The sequence below is a fragment of the Enterococcus sp. E4-150 genome (assembly GCF_035726465.1).
In the GTDB taxonomy this organism is placed as follows: domain Bacteria; phylum Bacillota; class Bacilli; order Lactobacillales; family Enterococcaceae; genus Enterococcus_B; species Enterococcus_B faecium.
In genome coordinates this window covers 1-26,438 of the sequence record NZ_JAPRGK010000019.1, presented here as the reverse complement: position 1 = coordinate 26,438, position 26,438 = coordinate 1, and the positions used below count along the sequence as shown (strand labels likewise).

Annotated in this window: 28 protein-coding genes; 6 read left to right on the top strand and 22 right to left on the bottom strand. The window is 39.0% G+C overall.

Annotated features, from left to right (window positions below; all coding sequences use genetic code 11):
- The first annotated feature begins 477 nt into the window (after positions 1–477).
- Complete coding sequence (gene nrdG, locus OZ002_RS12040) at positions 478–1,080, top strand: anaerobic ribonucleoside-triphosphate reductase activating protein (RefSeq protein ID WP_002332102.1); 603 nt, start codon at positions 478–480, stop codon at positions 1,078–1,080.
- 53 nt (positions 1,081–1,133) lie between these two features.
- On the opposite strand, the gene dinB is transcribed toward nrdG, so the two are convergent.
- From dinB to dnaX, 10 genes are all read right to left on the bottom strand, one after another.
- The gene (gene dinB, locus OZ002_RS12035; RefSeq protein WP_002391657.1) at positions 1,134–2,255 is read right to left on the bottom strand and encodes a DNA polymerase IV; all 1,122 of its coding nucleotides are present in this window, start codon (positions 2,253–2,255) and stop codon (positions 1,134–1,136) included.
- Positions 2,256–2,363: 108 nt separating this feature from the next.
- Entirely contained in the window at positions 2,364–3,236 is an 873-nt protein-coding gene (rsmI, locus tag OZ002_RS12030; protein WP_002298874.1) for a 16S rRNA (cytidine(1402)-2'-O)-methyltransferase, read from the bottom strand.
- A 68-nt stretch (positions 3,237–3,304) separates the two neighbouring features.
- Positions 3,305–3,652, bottom strand: a complete 348-nt coding sequence (locus tag OZ002_RS12025) for a DNA replication initiation control protein YabA (protein WP_002288076.1) — start codon at positions 3,650–3,652, stop codon at positions 3,305–3,307.
- Complete coding sequence (locus tag OZ002_RS12020; protein ID WP_156249181.1) at positions 3,645–4,469, bottom strand: PSP1 domain-containing protein; 825 nt, start codon at positions 4,467–4,469, stop codon at positions 3,645–3,647. Before OZ002_RS12020 ends, OZ002_RS12025 begins: the two co-directional genes overlap by 8 nt.
- A gap of 35 nt (positions 4,470–4,504) precedes the next feature.
- Positions 4,505–5,443, bottom strand: coding sequence for a DNA polymerase III subunit delta' (holB, locus tag OZ002_RS12015; RefSeq protein ID WP_002288071.1), 939 nt, complete (start codon positions 5,441–5,443; stop codon positions 4,505–4,507).
- A 13-nt stretch (positions 5,444–5,456) separates the two neighbouring features.
- On the bottom strand, positions 5,457–5,786 hold the full coding sequence (locus tag OZ002_RS12010; protein ID WP_002292340.1) for a cyclic-di-AMP receptor: 330 nt from the start codon (positions 5,784–5,786) through the stop codon (positions 5,457–5,459).
- Positions 5,787–5,800: 14 nt separating this feature from the next.
- Positions 5,801–6,445: a dTMP kinase gene (gene tmk, locus OZ002_RS12005; protein WP_002294039.1), complete on the bottom strand. Its 645-nt coding sequence runs from the start codon at positions 6,443–6,445 to the stop codon at positions 5,801–5,803.
- A 63-nt stretch (positions 6,446–6,508) separates the two neighbouring features.
- Positions 6,509–7,105: a recombination mediator RecR gene (recR, locus tag OZ002_RS12000; RefSeq protein ID WP_002296223.1), complete on the bottom strand. Its 597-nt coding sequence runs from the start codon at positions 7,103–7,105 to the stop codon at positions 6,509–6,511.
- A 24-nt stretch (positions 7,106–7,129) separates the two neighbouring features.
- Entirely contained in the window at positions 7,130–7,444 is a 315-nt protein-coding gene (locus tag OZ002_RS11995) for a YbaB/EbfC family nucleoid-associated protein (RefSeq protein WP_002292337.1), read from the bottom strand.
- Positions 7,445–7,463: 19 nt separating this feature from the next.
- On the bottom strand, positions 7,464–9,209 hold the full coding sequence (gene dnaX / locus OZ002_RS11990) for a DNA polymerase III subunit gamma/tau (RefSeq protein WP_002332106.1): 1,746 nt from the start codon (positions 9,207–9,209) through the stop codon (positions 7,464–7,466).
- Positions 9,210–9,423: 214 nt separating this feature from the next.
- Here dnaX and OZ002_RS11985 point away from each other — a divergent pair, with 214 nt between their 5' ends.
- Genes OZ002_RS11985 through OZ002_RS11975 form a run of 3 tightly spaced genes read left to right on the top strand, consistent with a single transcriptional unit; the run spans position 9,424 to position 12,674 of the window.
- Positions 9,424–10,671: an SPFH domain-containing protein gene (locus OZ002_RS11985; protein WP_002294044.1), complete on the top strand. Its 1,248-nt coding sequence runs from the start codon at positions 9,424–9,426 to the stop codon at positions 10,669–10,671.
- A gap of 24 nt (positions 10,672–10,695) precedes the next feature.
- On the top strand, positions 10,696–11,880 hold the full coding sequence (locus OZ002_RS11980; protein WP_002325451.1) for a hypothetical protein: 1,185 nt from the start codon (positions 10,696–10,698) through the stop codon (positions 11,878–11,880).
- A complete protein-coding gene (locus tag OZ002_RS11975) occupies positions 11,877–12,674 on the top strand; it encodes a TPM domain-containing protein (protein ID WP_156249182.1) in 798 nt (265 codons plus the stop codon). The genes OZ002_RS11980 and OZ002_RS11975 overlap by 4 nt, the downstream gene beginning before the upstream one ends.
- A gap of 564 nt (positions 12,675–13,238) precedes the next feature.
- Here OZ002_RS11975 and OZ002_RS11970 read toward each other — a convergent pair.
- Entirely contained in the window at positions 13,239–13,895 is a 657-nt protein-coding gene (locus OZ002_RS11970) for a Crp/Fnr family transcriptional regulator (RefSeq protein WP_002289231.1), read from the bottom strand.
- 192 nt (positions 13,896–14,087) lie between these two features.
- On the opposite strand from OZ002_RS11970, the gene OZ002_RS11965 reads away from it, so the two are divergent.
- Both OZ002_RS11965 and OZ002_RS11960 read left to right on the top strand, forming a co-directional pair.
- Positions 14,088–14,366, top strand: a complete 279-nt coding sequence (locus tag OZ002_RS11965; RefSeq protein ID WP_002289230.1) for a hypothetical protein — start codon at positions 14,088–14,090, stop codon at positions 14,364–14,366.
- An 18-nt stretch (positions 14,367–14,384) separates the two neighbouring features.
- Entirely contained in the window at positions 14,385–15,593 is a 1,209-nt protein-coding gene (locus tag OZ002_RS11960) for an MFS transporter (RefSeq protein WP_002332108.1), read from the top strand.
- 147 nt (positions 15,594–15,740) lie between these two features.
- Here OZ002_RS11960 and OZ002_RS11955 read toward each other — a convergent pair whose 3' ends face one another.
- From OZ002_RS11955 to vanR, 11 genes are all read right to left on the bottom strand, one after another.
- Positions 15,741–16,106, bottom strand: coding sequence for a DUF2512 family protein (locus OZ002_RS11955; protein WP_002289228.1), 366 nt, complete (start codon positions 16,104–16,106; stop codon positions 15,741–15,743).
- 146 nt (positions 16,107–16,252) lie between these two features.
- A complete protein-coding gene (locus OZ002_RS11950; protein ID WP_156249183.1) occupies positions 16,253–17,026 on the bottom strand; it encodes a DeoR/GlpR family DNA-binding transcription regulator in 774 nt (257 codons plus the stop codon).
- Positions 17,027–17,199: 173 nt separating this feature from the next.
- A complete protein-coding gene (locus OZ002_RS11945; RefSeq protein WP_156249184.1) occupies positions 17,200–18,060 on the bottom strand; it encodes a ketose-bisphosphate aldolase in 861 nt (286 codons plus the stop codon).
- On the bottom strand, positions 18,060–19,478 hold the full coding sequence (locus tag OZ002_RS11940; RefSeq protein WP_002294052.1) for a PTS fructose transporter subunit IIC: 1,419 nt from the start codon (positions 19,476–19,478) through the stop codon (positions 18,060–18,062). The genes OZ002_RS11945 and OZ002_RS11940 overlap by 1 nt, the downstream gene beginning before the upstream one ends.
- A 56-nt stretch (positions 19,479–19,534) precedes the next feature.
- Complete coding sequence (locus tag OZ002_RS11935) at positions 19,535–19,984, bottom strand: PTS sugar transporter subunit IIA (RefSeq protein ID WP_002332112.1); 450 nt, start codon at positions 19,982–19,984, stop codon at positions 19,535–19,537.
- Positions 19,985–20,430: 446 nt separating this feature from the next.
- Positions 20,431–20,694 carry a type B 50S ribosomal protein L31 gene (locus OZ002_RS11930; protein WP_002290330.1) on the bottom strand — a complete coding sequence of 88 codons (264 nt, stop codon included), beginning with the start codon at positions 20,692–20,694 and terminating at the stop codon, positions 20,431–20,433.
- Between the two features lie 98 nt (positions 20,695–20,792).
- Positions 20,793–22,088 carry a transcription termination factor Rho gene (rho, locus tag OZ002_RS11925; RefSeq protein ID WP_002290332.1) on the bottom strand — a complete coding sequence of 432 codons (1,296 nt, stop codon included), beginning with the start codon at positions 22,086–22,088 and terminating at the stop codon, positions 20,793–20,795.
- Positions 22,085–23,356, bottom strand: coding sequence for a UDP-N-acetylglucosamine 1-carboxyvinyltransferase (locus tag OZ002_RS11920; protein ID WP_002299679.1), 1,272 nt, complete (start codon positions 23,354–23,356; stop codon positions 22,085–22,087). Before OZ002_RS11920 ends, rho begins: the two co-directional genes overlap by 4 nt.
- Before the next feature lie 152 nt (positions 23,357–23,508).
- The gene (ddcY, locus tag OZ002_RS11915; RefSeq protein ID WP_002301484.1) at positions 23,509–24,171 is read right to left on the bottom strand and encodes a D-alanyl-D-alanine carboxypeptidase DdcY; all 663 of its coding nucleotides are present in this window, start codon (positions 24,169–24,171) and stop codon (positions 23,509–23,511) included.
- A 103-nt stretch (positions 24,172–24,274) separates the two neighbouring features.
- Positions 24,275–25,390, bottom strand: coding sequence for a sensor histidine kinase (locus OZ002_RS11910; RefSeq protein ID WP_002299677.1), 1,116 nt, complete (start codon positions 25,388–25,390; stop codon positions 24,275–24,277).
- Positions 25,383–26,084: a VanR-ABDEGLN family response regulator transcription factor gene (gene vanR, locus OZ002_RS11905; protein WP_002325445.1), complete on the bottom strand. Its 702-nt coding sequence runs from the start codon at positions 26,082–26,084 to the stop codon at positions 25,383–25,385. The genes OZ002_RS11910 and vanR overlap by 8 nt, the downstream gene beginning before the upstream one ends.
- Positions 26,085–26,438 lie beyond the last annotated feature (354 nt).

Sequence of the window (26,438 nt, the reverse complement as noted above, 5' to 3'; positions counted from 1 at the left end):
TACCGCAGATGCAAGCTTTTGAACACCGTTTAGTGGAGAGGTTGTGAAAAAGCTGGTCTGCATCAAGTAATAAGAACAGCTAAACAAAAATAGCTCCTCATATTTTTCGTTTAGTTGGGCTTATTACCGCAGATGCAAGCTTTTGAACACCGTTTAGTGGAGAGGTTGTGAAAAAGCTGGTCTGCATCAAGTAATAAGAACAGCTAAACAAAAATAGCTCCTCATATTTTTCGTTTAGTTGGGCTTATTACTGCAGATGCAAGCTTTTGAACACCGTTTATTCAGAATAAGAGGCTATGACAAGTCTTTTTTCACCACCCTCTTTCGATGGCTTTGTATCTTTGAACGCCCTCTATCAAAATAAGAACAAGCTTTCTTGAATAATGGATTTAGGTCAGTTTGTTCTTATTTATGTGGTCGAGTAGATTTTATCTTCAATAGCTATATCTTTGAACCTTAAATGAAAGAAGTTTTTTTATGAGAAATCCAAAACCAAAAGAATGGTTAGCAAAAGACTACAGCCAAAACTATATTGCTGACTACAAACCGTTTAATTTTGTCGATGGTGAAGGTGTCCGCAACAGTCTTTACGTTAGTGGCTGCTTATTTGCCTGCGAAGGCTGCTTCAACAAAGCTGCACAAAATTTCCGATATGGCAAACCATTCACACCTGAATTAGAAGAACAAATCATTTCTGACTTGCGCAACGATTACGTGCAAGGATTAACTTTACTTGGTGGCGAGCCTTTTTTGAATACAGATGTTTGTCTGCAAGTCGTACGACGTATCCGAAAAGAGTTCGGTACGACAAAAGATATCTGGTCATGGACAGGCTATACCTTTGATGAATTGCTACAAGATTCAGAAGATAAATTAGAACTCCTTTCGCAAATCGATATCCTTGTTGACGGACGCTTTGACTTAAGCAAACGTGACCTAAAACTACAATTTCGTGGAAGTAGCAACCAGCGGATCATTGACGTCCAAAAATCTTTAGAATCCAATCAAGTTGTGATTTGGGGAAAATGTACGGATGCAACAGAAACCTATGAACAAATCAAAAAGCAAGACTTAATATAAAAACAGCTTTGGGAGAGAAAACGGTTTTCCGGTTTCAACTCTCAAAGCTGTTTTTATATTTCTTGATTTTCCCATAATGGAAGGACGATGTTTTCATAAGTCATCGGGTCCAGATTCGTCAAAGTAATCCCTAACAATCGGATCCCTTTTTCTACTCCCAAGACTTCCTCCCATATAAGGCTTGCTTGATAAAAGAGTGCTTCTTTTTTATAGATATATTCTGGCAATGTCACTCTTTTGGTCACAGTAGAATAGTCCGTGTACCTGACCTTCAAAACTACTGTTTTCCCATGTTTTTGGACTCTTCTCAGTGCTTCTTCTACTTTTTCAGCTAGTTGGCGCAACTGAGTCAGCACTGCTTCTTCCGTTTGCAACGGCTGCCCATAAGTATGCTCTTTTCCCACAGATTTTCGCTCTCTTGTAACGTTTACTGGAGAATCATGGATTCCTCTGACTTTACGATAAAGAGAATAGCCCATTTTTCCAAAATTTCGAATCAACATCATTTCTGTGCATTCATATAGGTCTTTTCCTGTATAAATCCCTAGCTCATGCATTCTAGGTACAGTTTTCTTCCCTACCCCATGAAATTTTTCAATTGGCAAAGCTTTTAAAAATGGCACAGCGTCTTGAGGGGCAACTACCGTGATTCCTCTAGGTTTTTGATAGTCTGATGCTAATTTGGCCAAAAACTTATTGTAACTTACTCCCGCAGAACATGTTAGCTGGACACTCTCCCAAATATCTGCTTGGATCATTCGGGCGATTTTGATGGCTGACTTGCAATTGATTTTATTTTCGGTCACATCAAGATACGCTTCATCGATACTAACTGGTTCCACAATATCTGTATAACGATAGAATACTTCCCGTACTTGTTTGGAAATATCGCTGTATTTATGATGGTCGCCAGGCTTAAAGATGGCTTGCGGACAAAGCTCATACGCTTTTTGTGCACTCATTGCTGAATGAATTCCGAATTTTCTTGCTTCATAATTTGCTGTAGTCACTACTCCACGCCCACCAGTGTCACTGGGGTGTCTGGCAATTACTAATGGATGTCCGCGAAACTCAGGATGATCTCGTTCTTCAACCGAAGCGAAAAAAGCATCCATATCAATATGAATGATTTTTCTTGATGTATCATTATGTAAAGGAAATTGCAGCTCCATCATCCTCACCTCTTATTTATTATACAAGAACATTCGTTCGCGTTCAAGAGATTTGAAAAGTTAGTAGCTGATTTCCCCATTAGTCTTTCATTATAGACAACTTATACTATCTCAGTCTAATTCATGGTACTGACGGTAGACTTCTTGTTTTTTCAGCCCATTTTTCAGCGCTACTGCTTTGATAGCAGCATTTGGTTTTTCGCCTGAAGCGATCTTTGCTTCTACTTGTTCCTTTAACGTTCCCAACTCTTCATCAACTTCCGTCACTGGCGTTTCGAACAAATTCCCTTCTACAAGCAGACAACATTCACCCTTTACTGGATGTTCTTCGATATAAGCGAGTAGCTCTTCCGTACTTCCTCTAAGGTATTCTTCATGGACCTTTGTCAATTCCCGACACAAAACGACTTGGCGATTTCCAAAAATTTCTAAGAAATTCGTCAATGTAGCAGTGATCCGATAAGGTGACTCATAAAAAATCAGCGTAGCTGTCTGTTCTTTTAGCTTTTTCAATGTTTCTTTCTGTTCTTTTTTCTTACGTGGAAGGAAGCCATAAAATAAAAATGGTTGAGGCATTAGCCCTGAAGCAATCAAAGCCGTCATCCCAGCTGTAGGTCCTGGGATAGAGATCACAGAAATCCCTTCTTTTATGCAGGCTAAAACTAGCTCATGTCCAGGATCGCTGATGGAAGGCATTCCTGCGTCACTGACTTGAGCAATCGTTTTTCCTTCTTTTAACAAAGCAATCAATTGAGGGACACGTTCTTTATAATTATGTTCATGTAAACTTTTTTGGGGTGTATGGATTTCAAAATGATTCAATAACTTTTGTGTATTACGCGTATCCTCACTTGCGATAAGATCGGATTCTTGCAGCATACGAACACTTCTGTAGCTCATATCTTCTAAATTTCCAATTGGCGTCGGTACAAGATATAAATCCCCATATACCGGATTTCCCTTGAAACTTTTTTGATTATACATCTGTCACAATCTCCTTAATAAAAAGACTGGAGCAGTATTTCTCCGCTCCAGTCTCCTCTTGTTATTGGTCATCGACCGCTTTCGCGATAGATCACTTCTAGACAAAACGCACAAGGCTCGTCATTGTCCCTTCTTGATCCATATAAATCGTAGCAGACATGGAATCCTTCTTCATAAATTTTTTCAAGATTCATACGAGACTTAGAAAGTTCCTGCTTCACATTTTCAGCTGGAGCTTGTGCAACTTGGTTCAATTCCCGCAGGTGTTCCCGCAGACGTTGATTTTCCATCTCCAAAGTTGTATTTTTTTCTACGATCTCATGCAAAGCATGCTTCATTTCAACAAGTTCTGTTAATGTATTTCTCAACTCTGATTCTAATTGATTCAATCCGTCGTATAATGATCTCTTATCCATTCATCTCACCTACTTGGATAAATTCTTTCAATTCATCCCATTCATATTCGACAGGATTTTCCCGTCCAGTCAGCCGAATACTAACGATACGGCTAAGCAGATTCAACCCTACGACTTTCCCTTTACCATCAGGTGTAGCAATTACTTTTCCAAAGTCAGGGAGTTCTTTTTTCGCTGTCTCGTATTCTTCGCTCTCATATTGCAGACAGCACATCAAGCGTCCGCATAAACCGGAAATTTTTGTTGGATTCAAAGATAAACTTTGATCTTTTGCCATTTTGATTGATACAGGCACGAAATTGCCTAAAAAAGAAGAACAGCATAATGGACGCCCACATGGACCAATTCCGCCTATTATCTTTGCTTCATCGCGGACACCAATTTGTCGAAGCTCAATACGAGTACGAAATACAGCGGCCAGATCTTTTACCAATTCTCTAAAGTCAATTCGCCCGTCCGCCGTGAAAGAAAAAATCAATTTATTTCGATCAAATGTGTATTCGGCTTTGACCATTTTCATTTCCAACTCACGCAACTGCACTTTTTCTTTTGCGATTTTCAATGCATCATAAGCATCTTTTTTGTTTTTTTTGTCTTTTTCTAATTCAGCTTGTGACGCTTTATGCAAGATCGGACGGATAGCTTCAGGAAGGTCATTGGGATCAATCTCTTTTTTAGGAAGGACAACAGTAGCAATATGTAAGGATTGCTGAGATTCGACTAATACCTTGTCATTATAAACATATTCAGAGTCTCCTGGTGCAAAATAATAGATATGACCTGCATCTCTATATCGGACACCTACTACTTCTACCATTTCCATCCTCCTTGATCATCATCCTTTACGGCAAGCTAAAAAATCGTATGCAAAACGAACTGTTCCGCAACAGCCTGAAAACTGACATTGCTGCGTAGTTTCTGCTCTGCGATCAATATCCGTTCAATTATCTGGTTTATCTGTTTCACTTTGCCATATTCGCCGTTTGCTACTGCTTGACGCTGTGCTTCCTGATAATAAAACATCAAGACAGATAATCCTGTAAACTGTTGTGTTTTTTCTTTAAATGATTTTACCAATTTTTTTTGGACATAGATAAAGGCTTGAGTATCTTGCTTTTGCAAGTAAACGAACCATTGATAAATCAAGTCCTTAGCATCATTAAACCATTCATCTTGAGAGATTTCAACTGCTTTTCCTAAACTGTTTGTTAAGAAAGCCAAAAGTTTTGCTTTTTCCAATGGAATCTGCTCTTCTTGCAATCGATGGATCAGTGCTTCTTTCGAAAGTTCTTGAAAATGCAGAACTTGACAACGAGATTGAATAGTAGGGAGAATTCTTCCTACTGCATCTGTTTCTAACACCGCTAAAAAATCTCCAGGGGGCTCTTCCAAGAATTTCAACAAACTGTTTGCCGCGCTGCTATTCATTTTTTCAGCTTCTTTGATCAAAAAAACTTTTTTTCTTGATTCGTAACCGCTGCGACTGAATTCCGTCTGCAAACGTCTGATCTGATCGACTTTGATGGTTTGTCCTTCCGGTTCAATAACCAAAACATCTGGATGTTCTTTCTTTTCGATCCGCTGACAATTGTTGCATTTTCCACAAGGCAGATTGTCTTTCATTTGGGTACAGAACAGGTGCTGTGCAAGCCATATACCTACTTCATGTTTTCCTGTTCCTTTCTCCCCTTCAAAAAGATAAGCATGAGCGATACGCCCATGCTCAAAACTCCGTTGAAGCTGCTGATACACGATCGGTTGCATTTGAGCCAAGTTTATTTCTTGATTCATAGCTCAGCTCCTCCTAAAATTGATGGAATCCTTCAACAGGTAAGACGAAGACTGTGGCACCGCCTACTTCTACTTCTACTGGATAAGGGACGCCCCCATCCATCGAAATATCCAGTGTAACAGGTGTAGATACAAATTGCTTTCTTGATTCACACGTTTTTTTGATGATTTCCAATGCTTCTTCTACACGGTCATCTTCAATACCCACGATAAACGTACTGTTTCCAGCCTTAAGGAAGCCGCCTGTCGATGATAGTTTTGTGGCACGGATATTTGCATCAATCAATTCATTTGATAAACGGTTGCTGTCTTTGTCTTGGATAATCGCTAAAATAATTTTCATAAACGTTCACCTTCCTAGTTTTCAAAAAATTGCGGATACTGTTCAATAATTGTATGATAACTTGTTTGCAGCACTTCTTCAAAGCTTTTTCTTGCATCAACTTTGTGGATTCTTTCCGGATTCTCTTCTGCCAGCTTTAAGTAAGCATGACGTACACGCTGGTGGAATTCCAAACCTTCTGAATCTAAACGGTCGATTTGATTTTGTCTGTTTTTCTTGATTCTTCTTAATCCGGTGTCTGAATCTACGTCAAGATAAAGGGTAAAATCCGGCGTAGTACCTTCTGTAGCAAACTCATTCAACCGAGCAATCTCGGTAACGCCGATGCGTCGGCCTGCACCTTGATAAGCAAGAGAACTGTCGACAAATCTATCGCATAAAACGATTTTCCCTTTTGCCAGAGCAGGCAGAACCTTTTCGACTAGATGTTGTCTTCTTGCCGCTGCATAAAGCAGTGCTTCCGTACGTTCATCCATCCGATCATTTTTTGGATCAAGGATCACTGCTCGGATCTCTTCAGCAATCGGAATGCCTCCTGGTTCTCTTGTTTGAATGATTTCTGTTTTTGCTACTTCTTTCAAAAGAGGGTAAAGTTCATTCAAGATGCTGGTTTTTCCTGCACCATCAGGCCCCTCGATTGTAATAAATAGTCCGTTCACATTGTTGCCCCCATCTCTTGTGCTGCTTTTATATTGTATCTGAAAAAACACTTAATTAGAAATTTATAACTCACGTCTTCCTTCGACAGCTTTCAATAAAGTAACTTCATCTGCATACTCGATATCAGAACCTACAGACAGACCATGTGCTAGACGAGTCACTTTGATACCTGCGGGTTTGATCAGACGTGAGAGATACATAGCTGTTGCTTCTCCCTCTGTTGTTGCATTTGTTGCGATAATCACTTCTTTTACATCTGCATCATGCAGCCGCTGCAACAGAGAAGAAATATTGATGTCTTCTGGACCTGTCCCTTCCATCGGTGATAACACACCATGGAGAACATGATAAAGTCCGTGATATTCTCGCATTTTTTCCATTGCCATTACATCTTTCGGCTCTTCGACCACTAGGATAACGCTTCGATCACGTGAAGGATTTCTACATATTTCGCAGGGATCTTCTTCTGTGATGTTTCCGCAGATACTACAAAAATGCAAATCGCGTTTTACACTTAACAAAGATTTAGCAAATTCATTTACTACTTCATCTTTCATATCGATCGTATAAAAGGCGAGTCTTGTCGCTGTTTTCTGACCGATTCCTGGAAGTTTCATGTAGCTGTCGATCAGTTTCGCAATTGGTTCTGGATATTGCATATTCATTACTCCTTCAGTTTAAAACTAAAATCCTGGCAAACCTTTTGCGTATTTCCCTAATTTTTTCTCAGTTTCCACATCAATTTGTGCGATCGCATCATTGACTGCCATTACGACAAGATCCTGAAGCATCTCGATATCATCAGGATCAACGACTTCTTCATTGATTTGGATATCTTTCATGCGACGATCGCCTGTAAAAACCGCTTTGACCAATTCATTGGTGGCTTTACCTGTAAACTCTGTTTTATTTAGCAGCTCTTGTGCTTCTGCCATTTCTTTTTGCATTTTTTGTACTTGTTTCATCATGCCTTGCATATTGCCCATTCCACGCATCATAATTATCTACTCCTTTTTATTAATCATCTACCACTGTAACAGCTTCGGAGCCAAACAGTTCCTCTGCTTTTACTACAAGTGTTTCTTCTGGTACTTCTTGTTCTTGAGGAAGCAACTCGATTTCTCCTTCTGAGTCTTCAGAAGCAAAAGAGTTTTCTGTTCCCTCTTCTTGTGCCTGCGTCAAATAATTTCTTCGAAGTTCTGGCCAACTTTCTCTTGTAATATAAACAGGATCAGGCGCATAATCTTTGATCATTCGGCTTAAGTTGTTGTGTACCGAAAGCTGCAATTCTTCGTCATTTGCTGCTCTTTGACAAACAATCTCATAATCAAACGCAATCACTAGTCCTGTAGGTCCAGCTGCAACTGGTTCGCTTGCTTTAAGCATTGCTCGCTGAGTGACAGATAGACTCATCAGCAAGTCTTCCCATACTTCTTTTACTTGGTTCAGATGCTGTCTTGTCGCTTCCCGCAGAACTTTATATACTCGTTCCGTCGGTACACGATAGGTACTTGTCTGTTTTTTATGATTTGTTTGCTGTACCGGCTGTACTTTTGTATTCTCAATTCCTGTATTACTGCGTAGTTTCTTGATTTCGTTTCTTAGTTCCTTAATCTCTTGTTGTAGCTGTTTTACTATCTGATCATCTGCAAATGATACATCTGCTGAAGGAACAGAAGCAGACGGTAGCTGTGCAAGTTTGACTGTAGCGACTTCCAAATAAATAGCGGCACTATTGGTAAAACGAATTTCATTTTGAGTATCGCTCAAAATCTTTATCATTGAAAACAGCTGATCCGCTGAAACAGTTTGTGCCAATTCTGTAAATGTACTTCTGATCGTACTCGATTGTTCCTCAACTAGGTTAGGTGCTTGCTGATACATCAGCAAGTCACGGCAGTATTGTAACATATCCTCTAGAAAGCGACGTGATTCTTTGCCGGCTGCGAGAATTTGGTTCAATGTTTCCAATGCTTCTGGTACTTCTTTTTTCACGCAAGCGCTCAAGTAACTGTCCATCATTTCGTCAGTTAAGCTACCTGTCACTTGCATGGCATCATCTAAAGTAATTGTTCCTTCACTAAACGAGATTGCCTGATCAAGAATACTCAATGCATCCCGCATCCCGCCTTCTGCAGAACGGGCAATCACATTCAATGCAGCTGGTTCATAGCTGATAGTCGATTCTTTCAAGATAAATTCAAGATGTTCGACAATATCTGCCGTATTGATCCGTTTAAAATCAAATCGCTGAGTCCGTGAAATGATCGTAGCTGGTATTTTGTGAGGTTCGGTCGTTGCTAAGATGAATATGACACTTTCTTTTGGCTCTTCCAATGTTTTCAACAAGGCATTGAAAGCTCCTGTTGAAAGCATATGTACCTCATCAATAATGTACACTTTGTACGCTGCCTTTGTAGGCGCATAATTTGCCCGATCACGGATAAATCGGATTTCTTCGACTCCGTTGTTGCTGGCAGCATCGATTTCGATCACATCTTCTTGCGTACCAGCAGTAATTGATCGACACATTTCGCATTCGTTGCATGGCTCACCGTCTTTACTGTTCGGACAGTTGATTGCTTTTGCGAAAATCTTTGCTGCACTCGTCTTTCCGGTTCCTCTGGGTCCTGTAAACAAGTAGGCATGTGAGGTTTTGTGGGAAACAATAGCATTTTTTAGTGTCTGTGTCACAGCTTTTTGTCCAACGATGTCTTCGAAACGCTGCGAACGCCAGACTCGATAAAGTGCTTGATATGCCATAAGGATCCCCCTTTTTTAAAAAATTCACTATCTCTTATTATACGTGATATTAGGTAAAAAAACTACTATCCTTCTCGGCTTTTTCAGGTATTTAAACAATACGCAATTTTCCATTTCAATTCCGTCTCTAGTCCGAGAAGTTTCACATCTTCCTATGGTATAATAAATAAACAATAATTGTTTGGCATTAGCTGAATCAGAGGAGGAATTTTTTATGGGTCTTATCAAAGCAGCAACAAGTATGGTTGGCGGCGGTCTGGCAGATCAATGGCTAGAAGTCATCGAACCAGACAATATGAGTGATACAACGGTCATGACAAAAGGTGTCAAAGTCCGCAAAGATGACAAACGTGGCTCCAATCGTAAAGGAACAGAAGATGTTTTAACAGACGGAACAGTCGTCCATGTCTATCCAAACATGATGATGCTTTTGGTCGATGGTGGAAAAATCATCGATTATACCGCTGAGGAAGGTTATTACACCATTAAAAATGACGCAGCTCCTTCCATGTTCAACGGAACACTGAAAGAAGCAATTGCTGAAACTTTTGACCGATTTAAATTTGGCGGCGTCACACCGCAGAAACAACAAGTTTTTTATATCAATCTCCAAGAAATAAAGGGAATCAAATTCGGTACAAGCGCGCCGTTGAACTACTTTGACAATTTCTATAACGCAGAATTATTCTTACGGGCACATGGCACTTATTCTATTCATGTCGTTGACCCGATTTTATTTTATACAAACGCAATCCCTAAAAACAAAACACAAGTGGAAATCAATGATATCAATGAGCAGTATTTAGCTGAATTCCTAACAGCGCTGCAATCAGCAATCAATCAGATGTCTGCAGATGGTCAACGGATTTCTTATGTACCATCTAAGAGTTTGGAATTAAGCAAATACATGGATACTGCATTGGATGATTCTTGGCGTGAATTACGTGGGATGGAGATTGTTTCTGTGGCTGTAGCCAGCATTTCTTACACCGATGATTCTGTGAAACTGATCAATATGCGTAACGAAGGGGCGATGCTAGGTGATCCTAGCGTACGTGAAGGATACGTGCAAGGTTCCATTGCACGTGGTATGGAAGCAGCCGGAAAAAATGAAGCAGGAGCAATGACCGGCTTTATGGGTGTAGGTATGGGAATGAATGCAAATGGTTCTTATCTTTCTCAAGCAGCTCAAAATAACCAAGAACAAATCAAACAACAAGCAGAAAAACAAAATCAACAAACTGCACAAGGAAATGCGGATACTTGGACATGTCCAGTTTGCGGGACAGAAAATTCCGGAAAATTCTGTTCCAACTGCGGAGCTGCCAAACCTGTAGAAAACGTTCAGCCTAAGCTACAAATGCGATGCAGTGAATGCAATGAGATCGTGGATCTTTCCAACGGCATCCCTAAATTCTGTCCAAACTGTGGTAAACCGTTTAAAGGAATCCCCGTTGATTAATTTATTTAGAAAGGTGTGCAGCTGATGGATGTTCTTACACATAAATGTCCTAATTGCGGCGGTCCGTTGACTTTTGATCCCAAAGACCAAAAATTTCATTGCGAATACTGCCTGAATATCTATACAGAAGAAGAAGTCAGCCAATATGAGCAAAAGCAAAAAGAAGCGCGTATGGCTGGCGAAGAAAGCAAAGAAGAACCTTCACCTACCGAAGATTTTACTTTTACAGCCCAAGAACAGCTTGCCGATATGAATGAAGCCGAGCGCAAAGCGGTTGACGAGGCAGGCGGTTTTTCAGATACAGCGGACGAATCTGCAGATAATACCGCAGCGATGGATCTTTTTCTTTGTCCCAACTGTGGTGCAGAGATCGTGACTGATGCGACAACTGCTGCGACTTATTGTTACTACTGCCATAATCCCGTCGTACTATCGGGACGTTTAAGCGGAGAATTCTTGCCAAATAAAGTACTTCCTTTTGCTGTCGAGAAAGAAGAAGCAATCAACAGATTTCTCGCTTGGACCAAGAAAAAATGGTTTGTTCCCAAAGCTTTTTTCAATAAGGATCAAATCGATAAATTGACAGGTGTGTATTTCCCTTATTGGGCTACAGATGCTGAAGTAGATGGTGCCATGCAGGCGAATGGTACAGTTATCCGCATATGGCGGATAGGTGACATCGAATACACAGAAACGAAGCAATTTGCTGTTTCAAGAGCAGGCAAGCTTTCTTTTAAAGAACTAGTAAAAAATGCCTTATCAAAAAATACGCAACAAAAGATGGTTGAAGGCGTGCAACCTTTCCCGTTAGATAAAGCAATTGATTTTAAAAGCCAGTATTTAGCCGGGTTCCAAGCAGAAAAAAGAGATATCGAATATGAGGCAATCAAATCACAGATTCAATCTGAATTAAAAGACTATTCAGAGAAGCTGTTAAAAGATACCGCAAATGGATATACAACATTGACCAGTGTGCGAACTTCTGCTTCAATCACAAACGAAGTAAATAATTACGTATTACTGCCGGTATGGCTTGTTACTTATCGAAGCAATGACTCAAGTAAAAAAGTCTACTACTATGCAATGAATGGACAAACAGGAAAGGTCAGCGGTGTCCTGCCGATCAGCCAGAAAAAATTGGGACTGACCGCTCTTGGGATTTTCGCTGGGCTAGCGATCCTCTTTCTGATCGGAGGTTACTTGATATGATGAAAAAATTTTTTTTATTCTTTCTTTTGCTAGTAAGTGTTGGCTGGCCGGTGGCTACTCATGCAGATACAGCTACGGTAAATGATGAGGCTGGGTTATTTACACCAGATCAAATCCAATCTTTGGAACAACAGGCAGAAAAGCTGAATGAAAAAATCAAAGGACGAGTCTTGATCGTAACGACTACATCTAATTCAGAAGAACCAAGAGACTTTGCTGATAATTACTTAAGAGACGCAGTCGGAAATGATCAAAATGGCTCAGTATTGCTATTAGATATGGGACAGCGTGAAATCTACATTTCGACTTCTGGTAATATGATCGATTATTTGACTGACAGCAGAATCGATTCGATATTAGATGATGTTTATGATCAGATGACAAATGCTGCCTATTACAATGCTGCAAAAGCTTACCTGTCTAAATCAGCAACATATGTGGAAGACGGAGTTCCAGGAGGACATTATCGTGTAGACGAAGAAACTGGCAAAATTACACGCTATAAGGTTTTGACGACAGTAGAAATCATCATAGCTGTTGTTTTGGCTCTTATCCTTAGTCTTGTCTTTTATTTTGTGACTGTTTCGCGTTATCAATTGAAATCAGGCATCTACAAATATCCATTCCGAGAAAAATCCAGTATCAAATTAACTGAAAAAACCGATCGTCTGACAAATTCTTTTGTCACGACAAGAAGAATCCCCAAAAGCCCACCTCCTGGAAGCGGCGGTGGCGGAAGTACTACCCATTCTAGCGGTGGCGGGACTTTTGGCGGTGGCGGCAGAAGTTTCTAAAAATTGCTAAATGAATGTTCGCAAAAAAAGGGCTGTGACAAAAATCGTGTCACAGCCCCTTTTGTTGCAAATAAACGGCGTTCAAAAGCTTACATCTACGGTGATAAGTCCAGCCAAGTTAAAAACATAAGAGACTGTTTTTACTTGGCTCTTCTTATTACTTGATGCAGAACAGCTTTTTCACAACCTCTTCCTTAAACGGTGTTCTCCTACCAACTCCTCGGTCACAAGTCACAATATTCATCAAACATGAAAAGCTGTTTTTTGAAATTGTTCCTTGTGACTCAGAGTTAAACGGCAGGCTCACAACCTCTTGGTAAACGGTGTTCAATCAGCTGACCCTCGGTATTAGCTCAAAAAACGGCAAAATATGAGGAACTATTTTTCCGTTTGTTTCTCTAATACTCAGGTCAAAACGCTGATTTCACAACCTCTTATTCACGGTCTTCCAGAAGTAGCTTCTTCGGAAATAAGCCGAAATTTGTCAAAAATTTGAGTAACAATTTTCGGAAATTCCTTCTTATTTCTTGAAGCTGCCCACTTCTGTCACAACCTCTTTGTTCATCAAAAGATAATATTGTCTTCTAACAAGTCCATATTCAAAATAACGATATGATGGTCTTTAACGGTGATAATACCATCTTTTTTCAGTTGTTTTAAAATTCTGTTCACACTGCTAGCAGTTGAGATGCCACAAAATTTGGCGATTTCTTCATTCGTGATCGAAAAATCGATCAGCATCCCTTCTTCTGTCCGCACACCGAATAAATCATATAATTCGTAAAGTTGCGTACAAACAGCTCCCAGCTTTCCATTTAATAGCATTTGCTGCATTTTTTTCATCGAATAAAGCAGACGATAGCGGTAATACTCTTTTACATAGTGTTGTAGCTTTGGGTCTTGGTTGATATTTTGCCAAAAGCGCACACGATTGATTCGATAAAACTCTGCATATTCTGATTCAACTCGAATATTATACGGCGAATCGATGAATTGTGAATATTCGTCTTTTAAAAGAGAGACGATTTCAAGATCTTTGATATAGCGAAGGTTAAATTCTCTCCCATCATTTGAAATAACACTTGCTTTTACCGTTCCCTCTTTCAAGATATACGTATGGGAATCTTCCATCCCTTCGAATGTCAAATATTTATGATATCCTTTGCGTATAATCGGAAAATCATTTTTATCCAAATATTCCTTTAAGACTCTACTATCCAATGATGCTCCCCCATCCAAACTTTCATCTAAAAAGATCATACAGTACTTTAAAACTTTTTAAAGTCCAAAGGTATTTTACTAATGATATTAACATTTGTTAAGTACCTTTTTCCATCACTTATGCGATTTTTTTCCTTTTTTTTATTCGTTATACTGCAGAAGTAAAATTTTTTAAGAATAGAGGGAAAAAACATGAATTACTGGATGAACACAATCATTAATCGATTAGAAACAGCATATCAAACAAGATTTGATATGAAAGCTTCTTTAGTCTTTTTAAATGATGCGTATCAAAACTCGATCGAATTGATCAAAGCAGTGGATGAGAATCCAACAAACGAATGCGAAGAATTTTTAAATCTGTTTATGTCTACAAGAGATTTATTTATTCGCCAACTTGTTGATCGCTATCCATCCAATTATCACGATGTAGAAGTTCAAATACAAAAATTAAAAGCATATTCAGCTTAAGGGGAATGTATAACATACATGGAAAAGAAATTATTTAATAAATATTTTATTGGAATCACATTGATCAATTTTATTGTCTACCTGATTTATTATCTGTTGATGGTCATCATGGCAGTCATTGCGCAAGACACCTTACGCGCCAGCTTGAGCCAAGCAGGTTTTGCTTCTGGGATCTATATCATCGGAACATTGTTGGCACGCTTATTCATGGGGAAACAGTTAGAACTATTTGGTCGGAAGTTTACCTTAAGAGGCGGCGCGATCTTCTATCTCCTTTCAACATTAGCATATCTTTATACGCCAACTATCGGGGCATTGTATTTAGTTCGATTCTTGAATGGATTCGGCTACGGTACAGTTTCTACAGCTACAAATGCTATCGTTACTGCATATATCCCTGCATCTAAAAAAGGGGAAGGCATCAATTATTATGGATTAAGTACTAGTTTAGCTGCTGCTGTTGGGCCATTTTTAGGAATGATTTTGCTGAATATGACTGATTTTCGTTTCATTATCTGGTTTTCAATTGTACTGGTCTTCTTTGTTACGATTGCCTGCCTTGTCTTTCCTGTAAAAAATATTCCATTATCTGAAGAACAAAAAATATCTCTTCGCTCATGGAATATCAATAGTTTTATTGAAAAGAAAGCACTTTTCATTACAGGAATTGCCTTTTTGATGGGGCTTTCTTATTCAAGTGTTTTATCATTTTTATCTTCTTATACAAAAGTAATCCACTTAGTTGCTGCTGGGTCATTTTTCTTCGTCGTATATGCTTTGGTCATCACATTTACACGTCCATTGACTGGAAGGATTTTCGATGTCAAAGGAGAACAATACGTGATGTATCCTAGCTATTTATTCTTAACAGCAGGATTATTTTTACTGAGTGTAACGACGAATAGTGTGACATTGCTTATCTCTGGAGCATTAGTCGGCCTAGGTTATGGTACGTTTATGTCAAATGGACAGGCTGTTTGTTTAAAAATCGTCCGCGAACATCGAATCAGTATTGCTTTATCTACCTACTTTATTGGTTTAGACCTAGGCTTAGGCGTTGGTCCTTATTTGATGGGGATGCTAAAATCTCTTACTTCATTTAGAGGATTGTATGTGATTGCCGGAGTCATTCCATTGATATGTACAGCACTCTATCTTGTTAATGGCCGAAAACATAGTCATGAAGCAGAGGGCGAATTGATTGAATCATTGAAAAATGAAATTTGATCTTGATGAATAGATAAAAAAAACCGTTCAGATCTGAAAATGATCTGAGCGGTTTTTTGAGTAAAAATAGTTTATGATTATTCTTAATTAAACATCTATTTATTTTTAAAGCTTTCATTTATCGATGAGAATAGTTTAACTGTTGATTTATTCCATTTTCCGTTCATCTGGTACGATTCCTTGACTTAGCAACCACTTGTGGAAGAACCATTCTGCCACACCGATCAATAGAGCAGGAATCAATACTTTCATCCAAATATCGACTGTATCATTCATAAAATATAGATAGAGCCACAAGATAACTGCAGCTGAACCAGCATCTGCGATCGTCGCTGCGATGTTCCCTACTTTACGTAAGATCAACAGATCCCCTAGCACATAGATCATGACTACAATAATTACCCCAACAATCGTTGAATCCATAAAGCTAACACCGTATAAACCTGTCAGCACGACCCACAGAATCGCCCAGATCATGATTGCCTTCACTACCAACGCCTTCACATGTTTCATTTTCTGCACTCCTTTCTCCTGGATAAAAAAGTAAGATTATCTAACAAGATAACCTTTTCATTATTATACCATCGGCTAAGAGAAGCGAGCAAAGATAAGGTCCTATCTAAAAATGAGGAAGCCACTTAGAACATTCACGTAATAATTTATCCGTACAGACATTCGATATGGTGTTCCTTTACTTTCGCATACTGTTCTTTTGTCAGTTCTTTACTTGTCACCAGATAATCGATTTCATGAAATGCAATGGCTTGATGCATGAATTTATGTGCAATTTTTTGCTGTGTAACTAAAACGGCAAGCCGATCTGATTGTTTTCTAAAAGCTTTTTTGACCATTGCCTCTCCTTCATGAGTTTCTGTTACTCCTTGGCTGAAATCTAGCCCGCGACAACTCATTATCGCTAAATCCGCATAATATGACAATGCATCGTTATAGGCTTTTGAACCGTTGATTGTTGCTCGTTTCGGAACAATTGCCCCTCCCAATACAGATACTTTTGCCGTTGTGTATTCACTCAACATAGCAGCTGTGACGATGCCATTCGTAATGATCTGCAAACCATCAAATCTTGCTAGGTTTCTGACTAAGTGTAAAGAGGTTGTACTGGAATCCAAGAATAAGACCATATCATCTCGAATCAAAGAAGAAGCTGTATCTGCAATCTTACGTTTTTCTGTTTCTTCTTCTAATTTGGTGATCTTCATCAGGTAAGGCATGTCAATTTTTCGATTGTCAATAAGCATGGCGCCACCGCGAACTCTACGGATCAATCCACTTTTTTCCAGACAAACAAGGTCACGTTTAATCGTGGCTTCGCTATAATTTACTAACTCGATCAAATCGATGACTCTTGCAAATTGGTTGTTTTTTAGATAATTCACAATCTCCTGCTGTCTATTCTCCACTTCATTCAACATAAAATCACCCCATTTACTTTATATAGTAACAGGAAAAAAGAGGTTGTGACAGAAGTGATTGGCTTCGATAAATAAGAAGAAATTTTTCGAAAAAACTACTTCTGAACATCGTGTGTGGTTAAGAGGGTATGACAAGACTATTGTCATACCCTCTTGATCATACATTTTTATTTTTAGTATAAGCTAGCCTTGCCTACTGTGTTCAAAATTTCCATTTTATGTTTGACTACTTCTTGTACCTTTTTATTAGCTGCTGGATAAATTGCATTCGGCTCGTACATCGATGGATTTTCACTCAATATTTCTCTCAAAGCATTGAAAAAGACGCTTTTAAGATCTGAGCTCAAATTCACTTTGGCAACTCCGTATTTTACAGCTTCGCTGACTTCTGCGTCCGGATTACCTGAACCGCCATGTAAAACAAATGGAAGATCGATTTGTTGGTTCAATTCTTTCAGTAAGTCGATATTTAATTTTGGAGTTCTGTTTTTCGGATACAAGCCATGCGCTGTTCCAATTGCTACAGCAAGTGTATCGATTCCTGTTTCTTTCACAAAAATATTCGCTTGATCAGGATCTGTATAAATGATTGTTTCAGCACCTCCTTCAGCAGAACCATTATTCCCAATCGTTCCAAGCTCAGCCTCCACTGAGACATTTACCGCATGAGCTAACGCAACCACTTTTTTCGTAATCTGTACATTGTCGTCGAATGATTTCAAAGACGCATCGATCATCACGGAAGAATAGCCGTTTCGAATCGCCCGTAAGACATCTTCTATCGTACCGCCATGATCCAAGTGGATAACGATCGGCAGTTTACTTGTATAAGCATAGGCTCTTACTGCCGCAACAAACTCATCACTTAAATAGGCGATTTCATCAGGATGAATTTCTAAGATTACTGGTGCTTCTAATCTCTCTGCTTCTTCGATGATTGCTTTCATCATATCATAGCTGCAAATATTGAAGGCTGGTACTGCAAATTGATTCTCTTTAGCCACTTTCAATAACTCTTTCATTGTATATAACATTACGCTTCCACCTCATTTGTTAGATTTTCATTTTTCGTCCACTTGTCTTGTTTTTTCTCTTTCACTGTTTTTTTCAATAGTCCAAGCATAAAGGCTGTAGTGACTGTACCTGATGCAATTGCCAAGACATACATAGGTAAATTGTTCATAACATTTGGAATTAGCATCACCCAAATCCCTCCATGAGGTGCCATTGAAGTAACTCCTACTGCCATGGAAATCCCTGCAGCGACTGCTGAACCTGTCATCAAACTAGGTATCACGCGGATCGGGTCAGATACCGCAAACGGTATAGCACCTTCTGTAATATACGAAGCGCCTAAAATCCAGCATGATTGACCTGAAGTCCGTTCTTCTTTGGTAAATTTATGTTTGAATAATAAAGTGGCTAAAGCAATACCTAGGGGAGGTGTCATTCCTGCAGCCATACAAGCAGCAATCGGTGCATTTACTCCAGCTGACATCAAACCGATCGAGAAAGTCGAAATCGATTTATTGATCGGCCCACCCATATCAGCTGCCATCATGATCCCGATAAGTAATCCGAACAATAGCCCGGATGTATTTCCCAAGCTATTCAGCCAATTTGTCAAAGCATCCAACACCCATGTGATCGGTTGTTCAATCACAAATACCATCAAAAGCCCAATAATTAAGATCGATAAAAGGGGGACGACAATCAGCTGATAAATAGCAGAAAATTCTTTTTTTACGCTGATTTTATTTGCCAGAAAATCACAGATATACCCTGCTAGCACGCCACCAATCATTCCGCCAAGAAAACCTGAACCACCTGTAGAGGCCAGTAATCCGGCAACAATTCCTGGGGCAAAACCTGCTTTTCCAGCAATCGATGTAGCAATCCCCGCGCCTAACGCAGGAACCATCATGGCAAACGCTGTATCTCCTCCGATCCTTGAAAATGCAGCTGCTAACACATTATAGTCTGCTGAGTTGGGATCAGCCGCTGTAATCCCAAAGGCAAAACTCAGTGCGATGATGATTCCGCCTGCGATCACAAATGGAAGCATGTAATTCACACCATTCATGAAATGATTATAGATTGTCGGCTTTTTCTCATTTGCAGCTGGTTCTTTTTCATTAGACACAACGAATACGCCAATATCTCTCAATGCTTCGTCTATTACTACTTGCGGTTCTTTGATTGCTCGGCTTGTAGAGACACGCTTTACTTTTTTCCCGGCAAATCGGTCCAATTCGATTTCTTTATCTACTGCAAGAATGATTGCATCTGCCTCTTTGATTTCTTGTTCAGATAACTGATTTTCTGTTTTTACACCTTGTGTTTCGAATTTTGCTTGATGGTTTAGATTTCTTGCTGTTACTTCTAATTTTTCTGCCGACATATAAGTATGAGCAATTCCAGTCGGGCAAGCAGTTACACCAACGATTTTCATGATTATTTTCCTCCTTTTTCTTCACTATCGATACTCGGACAAAGACTCTACTATTTTCATTCTTGACTAATCTGTCTGATGATATCTGCTGGCGTAGTGGCTTCTTTTATTCCCTTTCTAAAATCTGCATTCATCAATCGTCTGGAGAGTGTGCTGAGAATCTCTAGATGCATATCTGCTGATTTTTCAGGAACTACGATGGCAAAAATATATTCAATTGGCATTTCATCTATCCCGCTATAGTCCGTTAATTTGGCTGTATGAAAAAAACACAGTGCTGGTTTTCTCACATATTTGCTTTTTGCATGGGGAATCCCAAATCCATCTTCTATTCCTGTGGAGATCTCCTCCTCTCGTTTGAATAGTGCCTTAACGACTTTTTGAACATTTCTTACCTTATTTGTTTTTTTCAACACATCCCCTATTCGCTCAAATAATGATCCTTTTGAATCTATCGATGGATCGAAAACAATCAGTTCTTCTTCGATCAATTGATCAAACCTCATAAAAAACCTCTCCCCCACAAAAAATGTTAACGTTTTCTTGGAACTGAGGTCAGTATAGCATCGCTAGCTGTACCGTTCAATATTATGAATGAACAGAGGAAAAAGACCCATTATCCGCGTGTATAAGTCATTAAAATGAACGATCTAGCTCACAAACAATCGCAAGTCTATAACAAAACAAAAAGCCTTCCTTGAAAGGAAAGCTTAGCTTCTAATTTTAGGTAAATGGTTTTTTACTTCGAAATAACCTTCTTTCATTTCGTTAATAAAAGGTGTCTTTATCATGTTGATAGTCAAAGCTATATACTATTTTTTTCATTGTTTTGCGCATTATGATCCTACGACTTTTTCAGCATCAAACGAAGTTTTAAATTGGCAAAAAAACATAAAAAAACAGACTATCCCTATCAGATAGTCTGCTAAACGTTGAGTTATCAGCGTTTTTATTATTCCGCAGCGTTTGCGTCTTTGAGACCGTATTTTTTGTTGAAACGGTCCACACGTCCGTCTGCTTGTGTGAATTTTTGACGTCCAGTGTAGAATGGATGTGAGTCAGAAGTTACTTCGACACGGATGACTGGGTATGTATTACCGTCTTCCCATTCAACTGTTTCTTGTGAAGTTTTTGTTGAACCTGACAAGAATTTGAAACCAGTTGTTGAATCCATGAATACTACTGGGTGGTAATCTGGATGGATGTTTTCTTTCATGATTTTTTCGCTCCTTTGCCCTGCTCCATTTGCTGAACCAGAGTTGATTTGTCGATTTACAACATTAACATCTTAACATGTTTTAGTCAAGGTTGCAATTATCTTTTCAGATTTCTGGTCGGATTTTTTTTACCAAAGGAGACATCTTGAAATTCTTTGAAAAATTGCTGATTGTTTTTTGTTTTACGCAAAAAGCGGATCAGTTGTTCCGTATATTCTAATGAGTCTCCAGTCATATTTTTTCGAAGTTTCCAGATTTCTTCTAATTCTTCACTTGGCATCAATAATTCTTCTTTTCGGGTACCTGATTTTTTGATATCGATGGCTGGGAAGATCCGACGCTCGGATAACTCGCGTGAAAGTTGTAATTCTAGATTTCCAGTTCCCTTGAATTCTTCATAGATCACGTCATCCATACGGCTTCCTGTATCGACTAAAGCGGTCGCTAAAATCGTCAAACTGCCACCTTCTTCGATGTTTCTTGCTGCCCCGAAAAATTTCTTAGGTTTATACAATGCGGCTGGGTCAATCCCGCCACTCAATGTACGTCCGCTTGGTGGAACAACTAAGTTATAAGCTCGAGCAAGTCTAGTAATGCTATCCATCAAGATAACGACATCTCGTTTATCTTCGACTAAACGCATAGCACGCTCCAATACTAATTCAGAAACTCGAGTATGGTTTTGCGGCTGCAGATCAAATGTTGAAGATACCACGTCGCCTTTCACGCTTCGTTCTAAGTCAGTTACTTCTTCCGGTCGTTCATCAATCAGTAGAACGATCAATTCTACTTCCGGATAGTTTTCTGTGATGCCATTCGCGATTTCTTTTAATACAGAAGTTTTCCCTGCTTTTGGCGGTGCGACGATCAATCCACGCTGACCAAAACCGATTGGAGAAAAGATATCGATCATTCGGGTAGATAGTCTTTGCGGTGTTGTTTCCAGTTGAAGCTGTCTTTGCGGATAAAGAGGTGTTAAGGCTGGAAAATGCGGACGTTCTTTTGCTTCTTCCGGATCTTTTCCATTAACGCTTTCCACGTGCATCAAACCATAATAACGTTCCGATTCTTTAGGTGGACGGGCTTTTCCTGCCACTTTGTCCCCATTTCTCAAACTGAATCGTCTGATTTGTGAGGCAGAAATATAGATATCTTCTGCACTTGGTCCATAATTGATTGGCCGTAAAAAACCGTAACCATCTTGACCAACGATATCCAATATTCCTTCCATATAATAAAATCCTTGTTTCTCTGCTTGTGCACGAATCACAGCTAGAGATAATTCCTTTTTGTTCATCTTACTGTAATAAGGAATTTTAAATTCTTTGGCATAACTATAAACTTCTTTTAACGTTTTGTTCTCTAGTTCTGCCATTGTCAAATAATCGCTCATTCAGCTCCCACTTCCTCTATCATTTCAATTGATGCCCCTAAGGCTGTTAGTTTCTCGATAATATGATCATAACCGCGTAAGATATAATCTACATTGTAAATCGTCGTTGTCCCTTCTGCCAATAGTCCAGCAATCACTAAACAAGCACCTGCCCGAAGATCAGAAGCCACGACTTCTGTGCCGTGAAGTTTATTTGGACCATTCACGATGATCATATTTCCTTCCACGGTAATATCAGCGCCCATTCGTGCTAGTTCCGGCACATGATTCACACGTTTCGCATAGATCGTATCGATGATTTCTGAAGTGCCTGTAGTCATCAATAGTAACGCAGTAAGTGGCTGCTGCAGATCTGTGGCAAATCCTGGATAAGGATAGGTCATGATGTTTGCGGGTTTTAATTCTTTCGAGGGGTAAACTTCGATTTCATCTTCGCTGATTTTCATATGGACACCAATTTCCTGCAATTTTGCTATAAAGCTTTCCAAATGTTCAAAGATCACATTTTTCACTTTGATACCATTTCCTACTGCAGCTGCTAATGCTAGATAGGTTCCTGCTTCGATGCGGTCAGGAATCATGAAATGCCGACAGCCATGTAATGTTTCGACTCCTTCGATACGGATCACATCTGTACCCGCTCCTCGAACTTTTGCCCCCATATTATTCAGTAAAGTTGCCACATCTATGATTTCCGGTTCTCGTGCAGCGTTTTCAATTACTGTCTGTCCTTTTGCTTTTACAGCAGCTAACATCACATTGATCGTTGCTCCGACTGAAACCACGTCCATGAAAATCCGATTGCCACGCAATCCTTTATTTTCTGTCCGTAAATACATGGCACCATGTTCATTTGTCACTTCAGCACCTAGAGCTTCAAATCCTTTGACGTGTAGATCAATCGGTCTAGGGCCTAAATAACAGCCACCTGGCAGGCCTACTACCGCTTCGCCAAATTTACCAAGCAGTGTTCCCATAAAATAATAAGAAGCACGCAAACTATTGATTTTTCCGTGCGGCATCGGAATCGATACGATTTCTCGAGGATCGATTTCTAGTATGTTGTTGGAAAAATGGACAGTTGCGCCCATGATCTCTAAAATTTCAATTAATGAATGAACATCTTGTATGTCCGGCACACCTTCCAAGATCACTGGGGAATCAGCTAAGATTGCAGCTGGAATCAATGCGACTGCACTATTTTTTGCACCGCTGATCGTTACTTCACCAGCTAAAGGTCGGTTTCCTTTGATTACGATTTTTTTCATCTGTTTCCACCTTGTTTATTAATCTTTTTTCATGGATATGCTTGTATTTTATCATAGATAAAAAAAAGAAACGAGCATGGTCTGCCGTTTAAGTAAAAAAAAAGATCCCCGACTGAAGCAGATGGATCCGAGATCTTTTCAAAGCGAGGTACTTATTCTGTTTTCCCTAAATATTCTTCCAATGTTATCCCTGCCTCGGTTATTTTTTTTGCTGCTTTTTTACCAACGTATCGATAATGCCATGGTTCGTAACCAACACCCGTAATATGCACTTTGTTTGATGGATAGCGTAAGATAAAACCATATTGATACGCGTTATCTGCTAACCATTCATACACTTCTTTGTCTGTAGAAATACTTGACTCAGCGTTGATATCTACTGCTAATCCTAATTCATGTTCACTTGTGCCTGGTGCAGCTACCCATTTTGCTGCTTCTTCTTTTGCTTTTTGATTGGAATAGCCTTTTTCTTGAAAGGCGGCAATTTTATCTTCCATGATTTTTTCTTGATCTTCTGTCGTTCGAAAACTTGAAACGATTTTCGGATAGATTCCTTCTGCTCTTGCTGCATCAAGCATCAGCTGTAAGTCAGGATATATACGCTTGTCTACTGCTTGATCGTTGGATAGCTTTTGTAACTCCACTGTGTATCCTTGAGGTATTTTATGTTTTGCATTGACTAGTAGTAGATTCCATGAATCTCGTTCTTCTCCACATACTTGGATTTTTTGTGGTGTCTTTCTAAAAAATAGACCTATACTTGCTAATAAGACGATTAATAGGATTACAGCTACTGTCTTATACGATCTTTTCATTATTCTTGTCCTCCAACTAAAAAATCTTTGCTTTTCTTAGTAAGTTTACCAAGTAAAACAAAGACAATTTTCTGTTATTTAACAAGAATCTCTTACGATTTTCCTACGAAAGCGGCAAATCAATTGTGAAGCTTGTCTCTTCATCTTTACTTTGTGCAGTCAATTGGCCAGCATGAAGTTCAATGATTTGTTTGGCAATTGCTAATCCCAGTCCAGCTCCTCCTCGATTTGTTTGTCGTGCGGTGTCTAATCGGAAAAATTGTTCAAAAATCCTAGATAGTTTTTCAGGTGGAATAGTTGGACCTTGATTAGAGAAAATAATCTTAACCCGTTTCTTGTCTTGATCTGTTTTTGCCGAGAGTTTGATCACTGCTCCTTCATAGCTGTAGTTGATTGCGTTTTGTAAGAGATTATCAAAAACGCGCTGCATTTTATCGACATCAAAACGAATCGAAAGATCAGCTTCTAACTCACTTTCTAGAGTCAGCTGCTTGGAAGACAAAAGAGGCAAAAATTCATAACTTAGCTGTTCTAACATCATCTTCAGATGGACTTTTGTCGGCATCAATTCGATATTTGATAAATTGAACCGAGCAATTTCAAAGAACTCGTTGATCAGTTCTTCTAGTCTTTCTGCCTTATCTAAGGAAATTGATAGATAATGTTTTCTTAGTTCAGAAGAAATTTCCTGTTCATCTCGTAACAGTGTAAGATAGCCTATCACTGAAGTCAAAGGCGTCTTCAAGTCATGAGCTAAATAAACGATTAAGTCGTTTTTTCGTTGCTCCGCTTCTTTGGCTTGATGCTGACTCAAAACTACTTCCTGACGAATTTGATTCAATTCCCATTCAAACTCCTGTAGATCTTCAGAAAGTTTGAGAGGTTCTATTTGATTTTGATAAAGTTTCCTTGAAGCTTCAAGTACTTCATCCAACTGTGCCATACTTCTTGACCATGTTCTAAGTAAAATAACCAATCCTCCAGCTAGTAACGCAATCAAAACGACAAAAATATAATTTCTTTCTAGGTTTTTCGCAAATTGATAGAATCTATCCGACCATTCCCACGTATAGAGCCCGAATAAAAAGCGACTAACAAAAAAAAACATCATAAAAGCACTGATTGTTGCTACAGTAAAAATACTTAATTGTGTAGCTAATCGTTTCAGCAAGCGTTTTTTTAAACGTGAAGAATTTTTGGCATCACCTGTTTTATTCAACTTTATAGCCCACTCCCCAAACAGTTTTTATAAATTTTGGTTTGCGTGTTGGTTCTTTGAGTTTTTCACGCAAGCGTCCGATATGTGCCATGACTGTATTATTGTTGTCGAGAAATTTTTCTCCCCAAACGGCTTCAAACAGCTGTTCTGCTGGAACGACCTCGCCCTTTCGTTCGGCCAAATACCATAGGATAGCAAACTCCAAGGGTGTTAGAGAGATTGTTTCCCCATAAAGTGTACACGTATGTAGCGTTTGGTTAATGATTAGTCCGTGTATATCAATTTCTTTTATCGATTCTTCTGTCGAATAATCAACTTGAATGTTATATTTCTGAAAACGTCTTAACTGTGTTTTGATTCGCGCAACGACTTCTAAAGGATTGAAAGGCTTTGTGATATAATCATCTGCACCTAAAGTCAGACCAGTTATTTTATCTATGTCTTCTATTTTTGCTGTCAGCATAATCACAGGAAAAAAATGATTTTCTCTGATTTTTTGGACGATTTTAAATCCATCAATGTCTGGAAGCATCACATCTAATACAGCTAAATCAAATGATTCTCTTTCTATGCAGTCCAACGCTTCTTGTCCAAGATAAAATTTCTGTACTTCATATCCGTCATTTTTCAGGTAGACTTCGATCAAATCAGCAATTTCCTGTTCATCGTCTACCAATAATATTTTATCTGGCATCGTATTGTTTCACCACCACTAACAAATTTTCTAAATTATATCATATCCATGTCGACTATTATTAAAAACATTGTGCTATTTAATGTACTTGCCTTCGTATTTTCGTTATGTAATTGTCATTATTCTTTCATTATGTATCTATCTACTCATACGAATTCAGTTATCAATATTTATTTTAACTCATAAACTATAAGTAATCTTCATTTTTCCCTCAAAATTTTCTGATGGATAAAGTCCATATAATTGTGTAAAAGATAAAAGGCCATGTAACAGCCCTTTTACGGTACAATGTTTTTAACCACAAAAACATACCCAGGAGGACGTTACATGACCCAAGTACATTTTACACTGAAC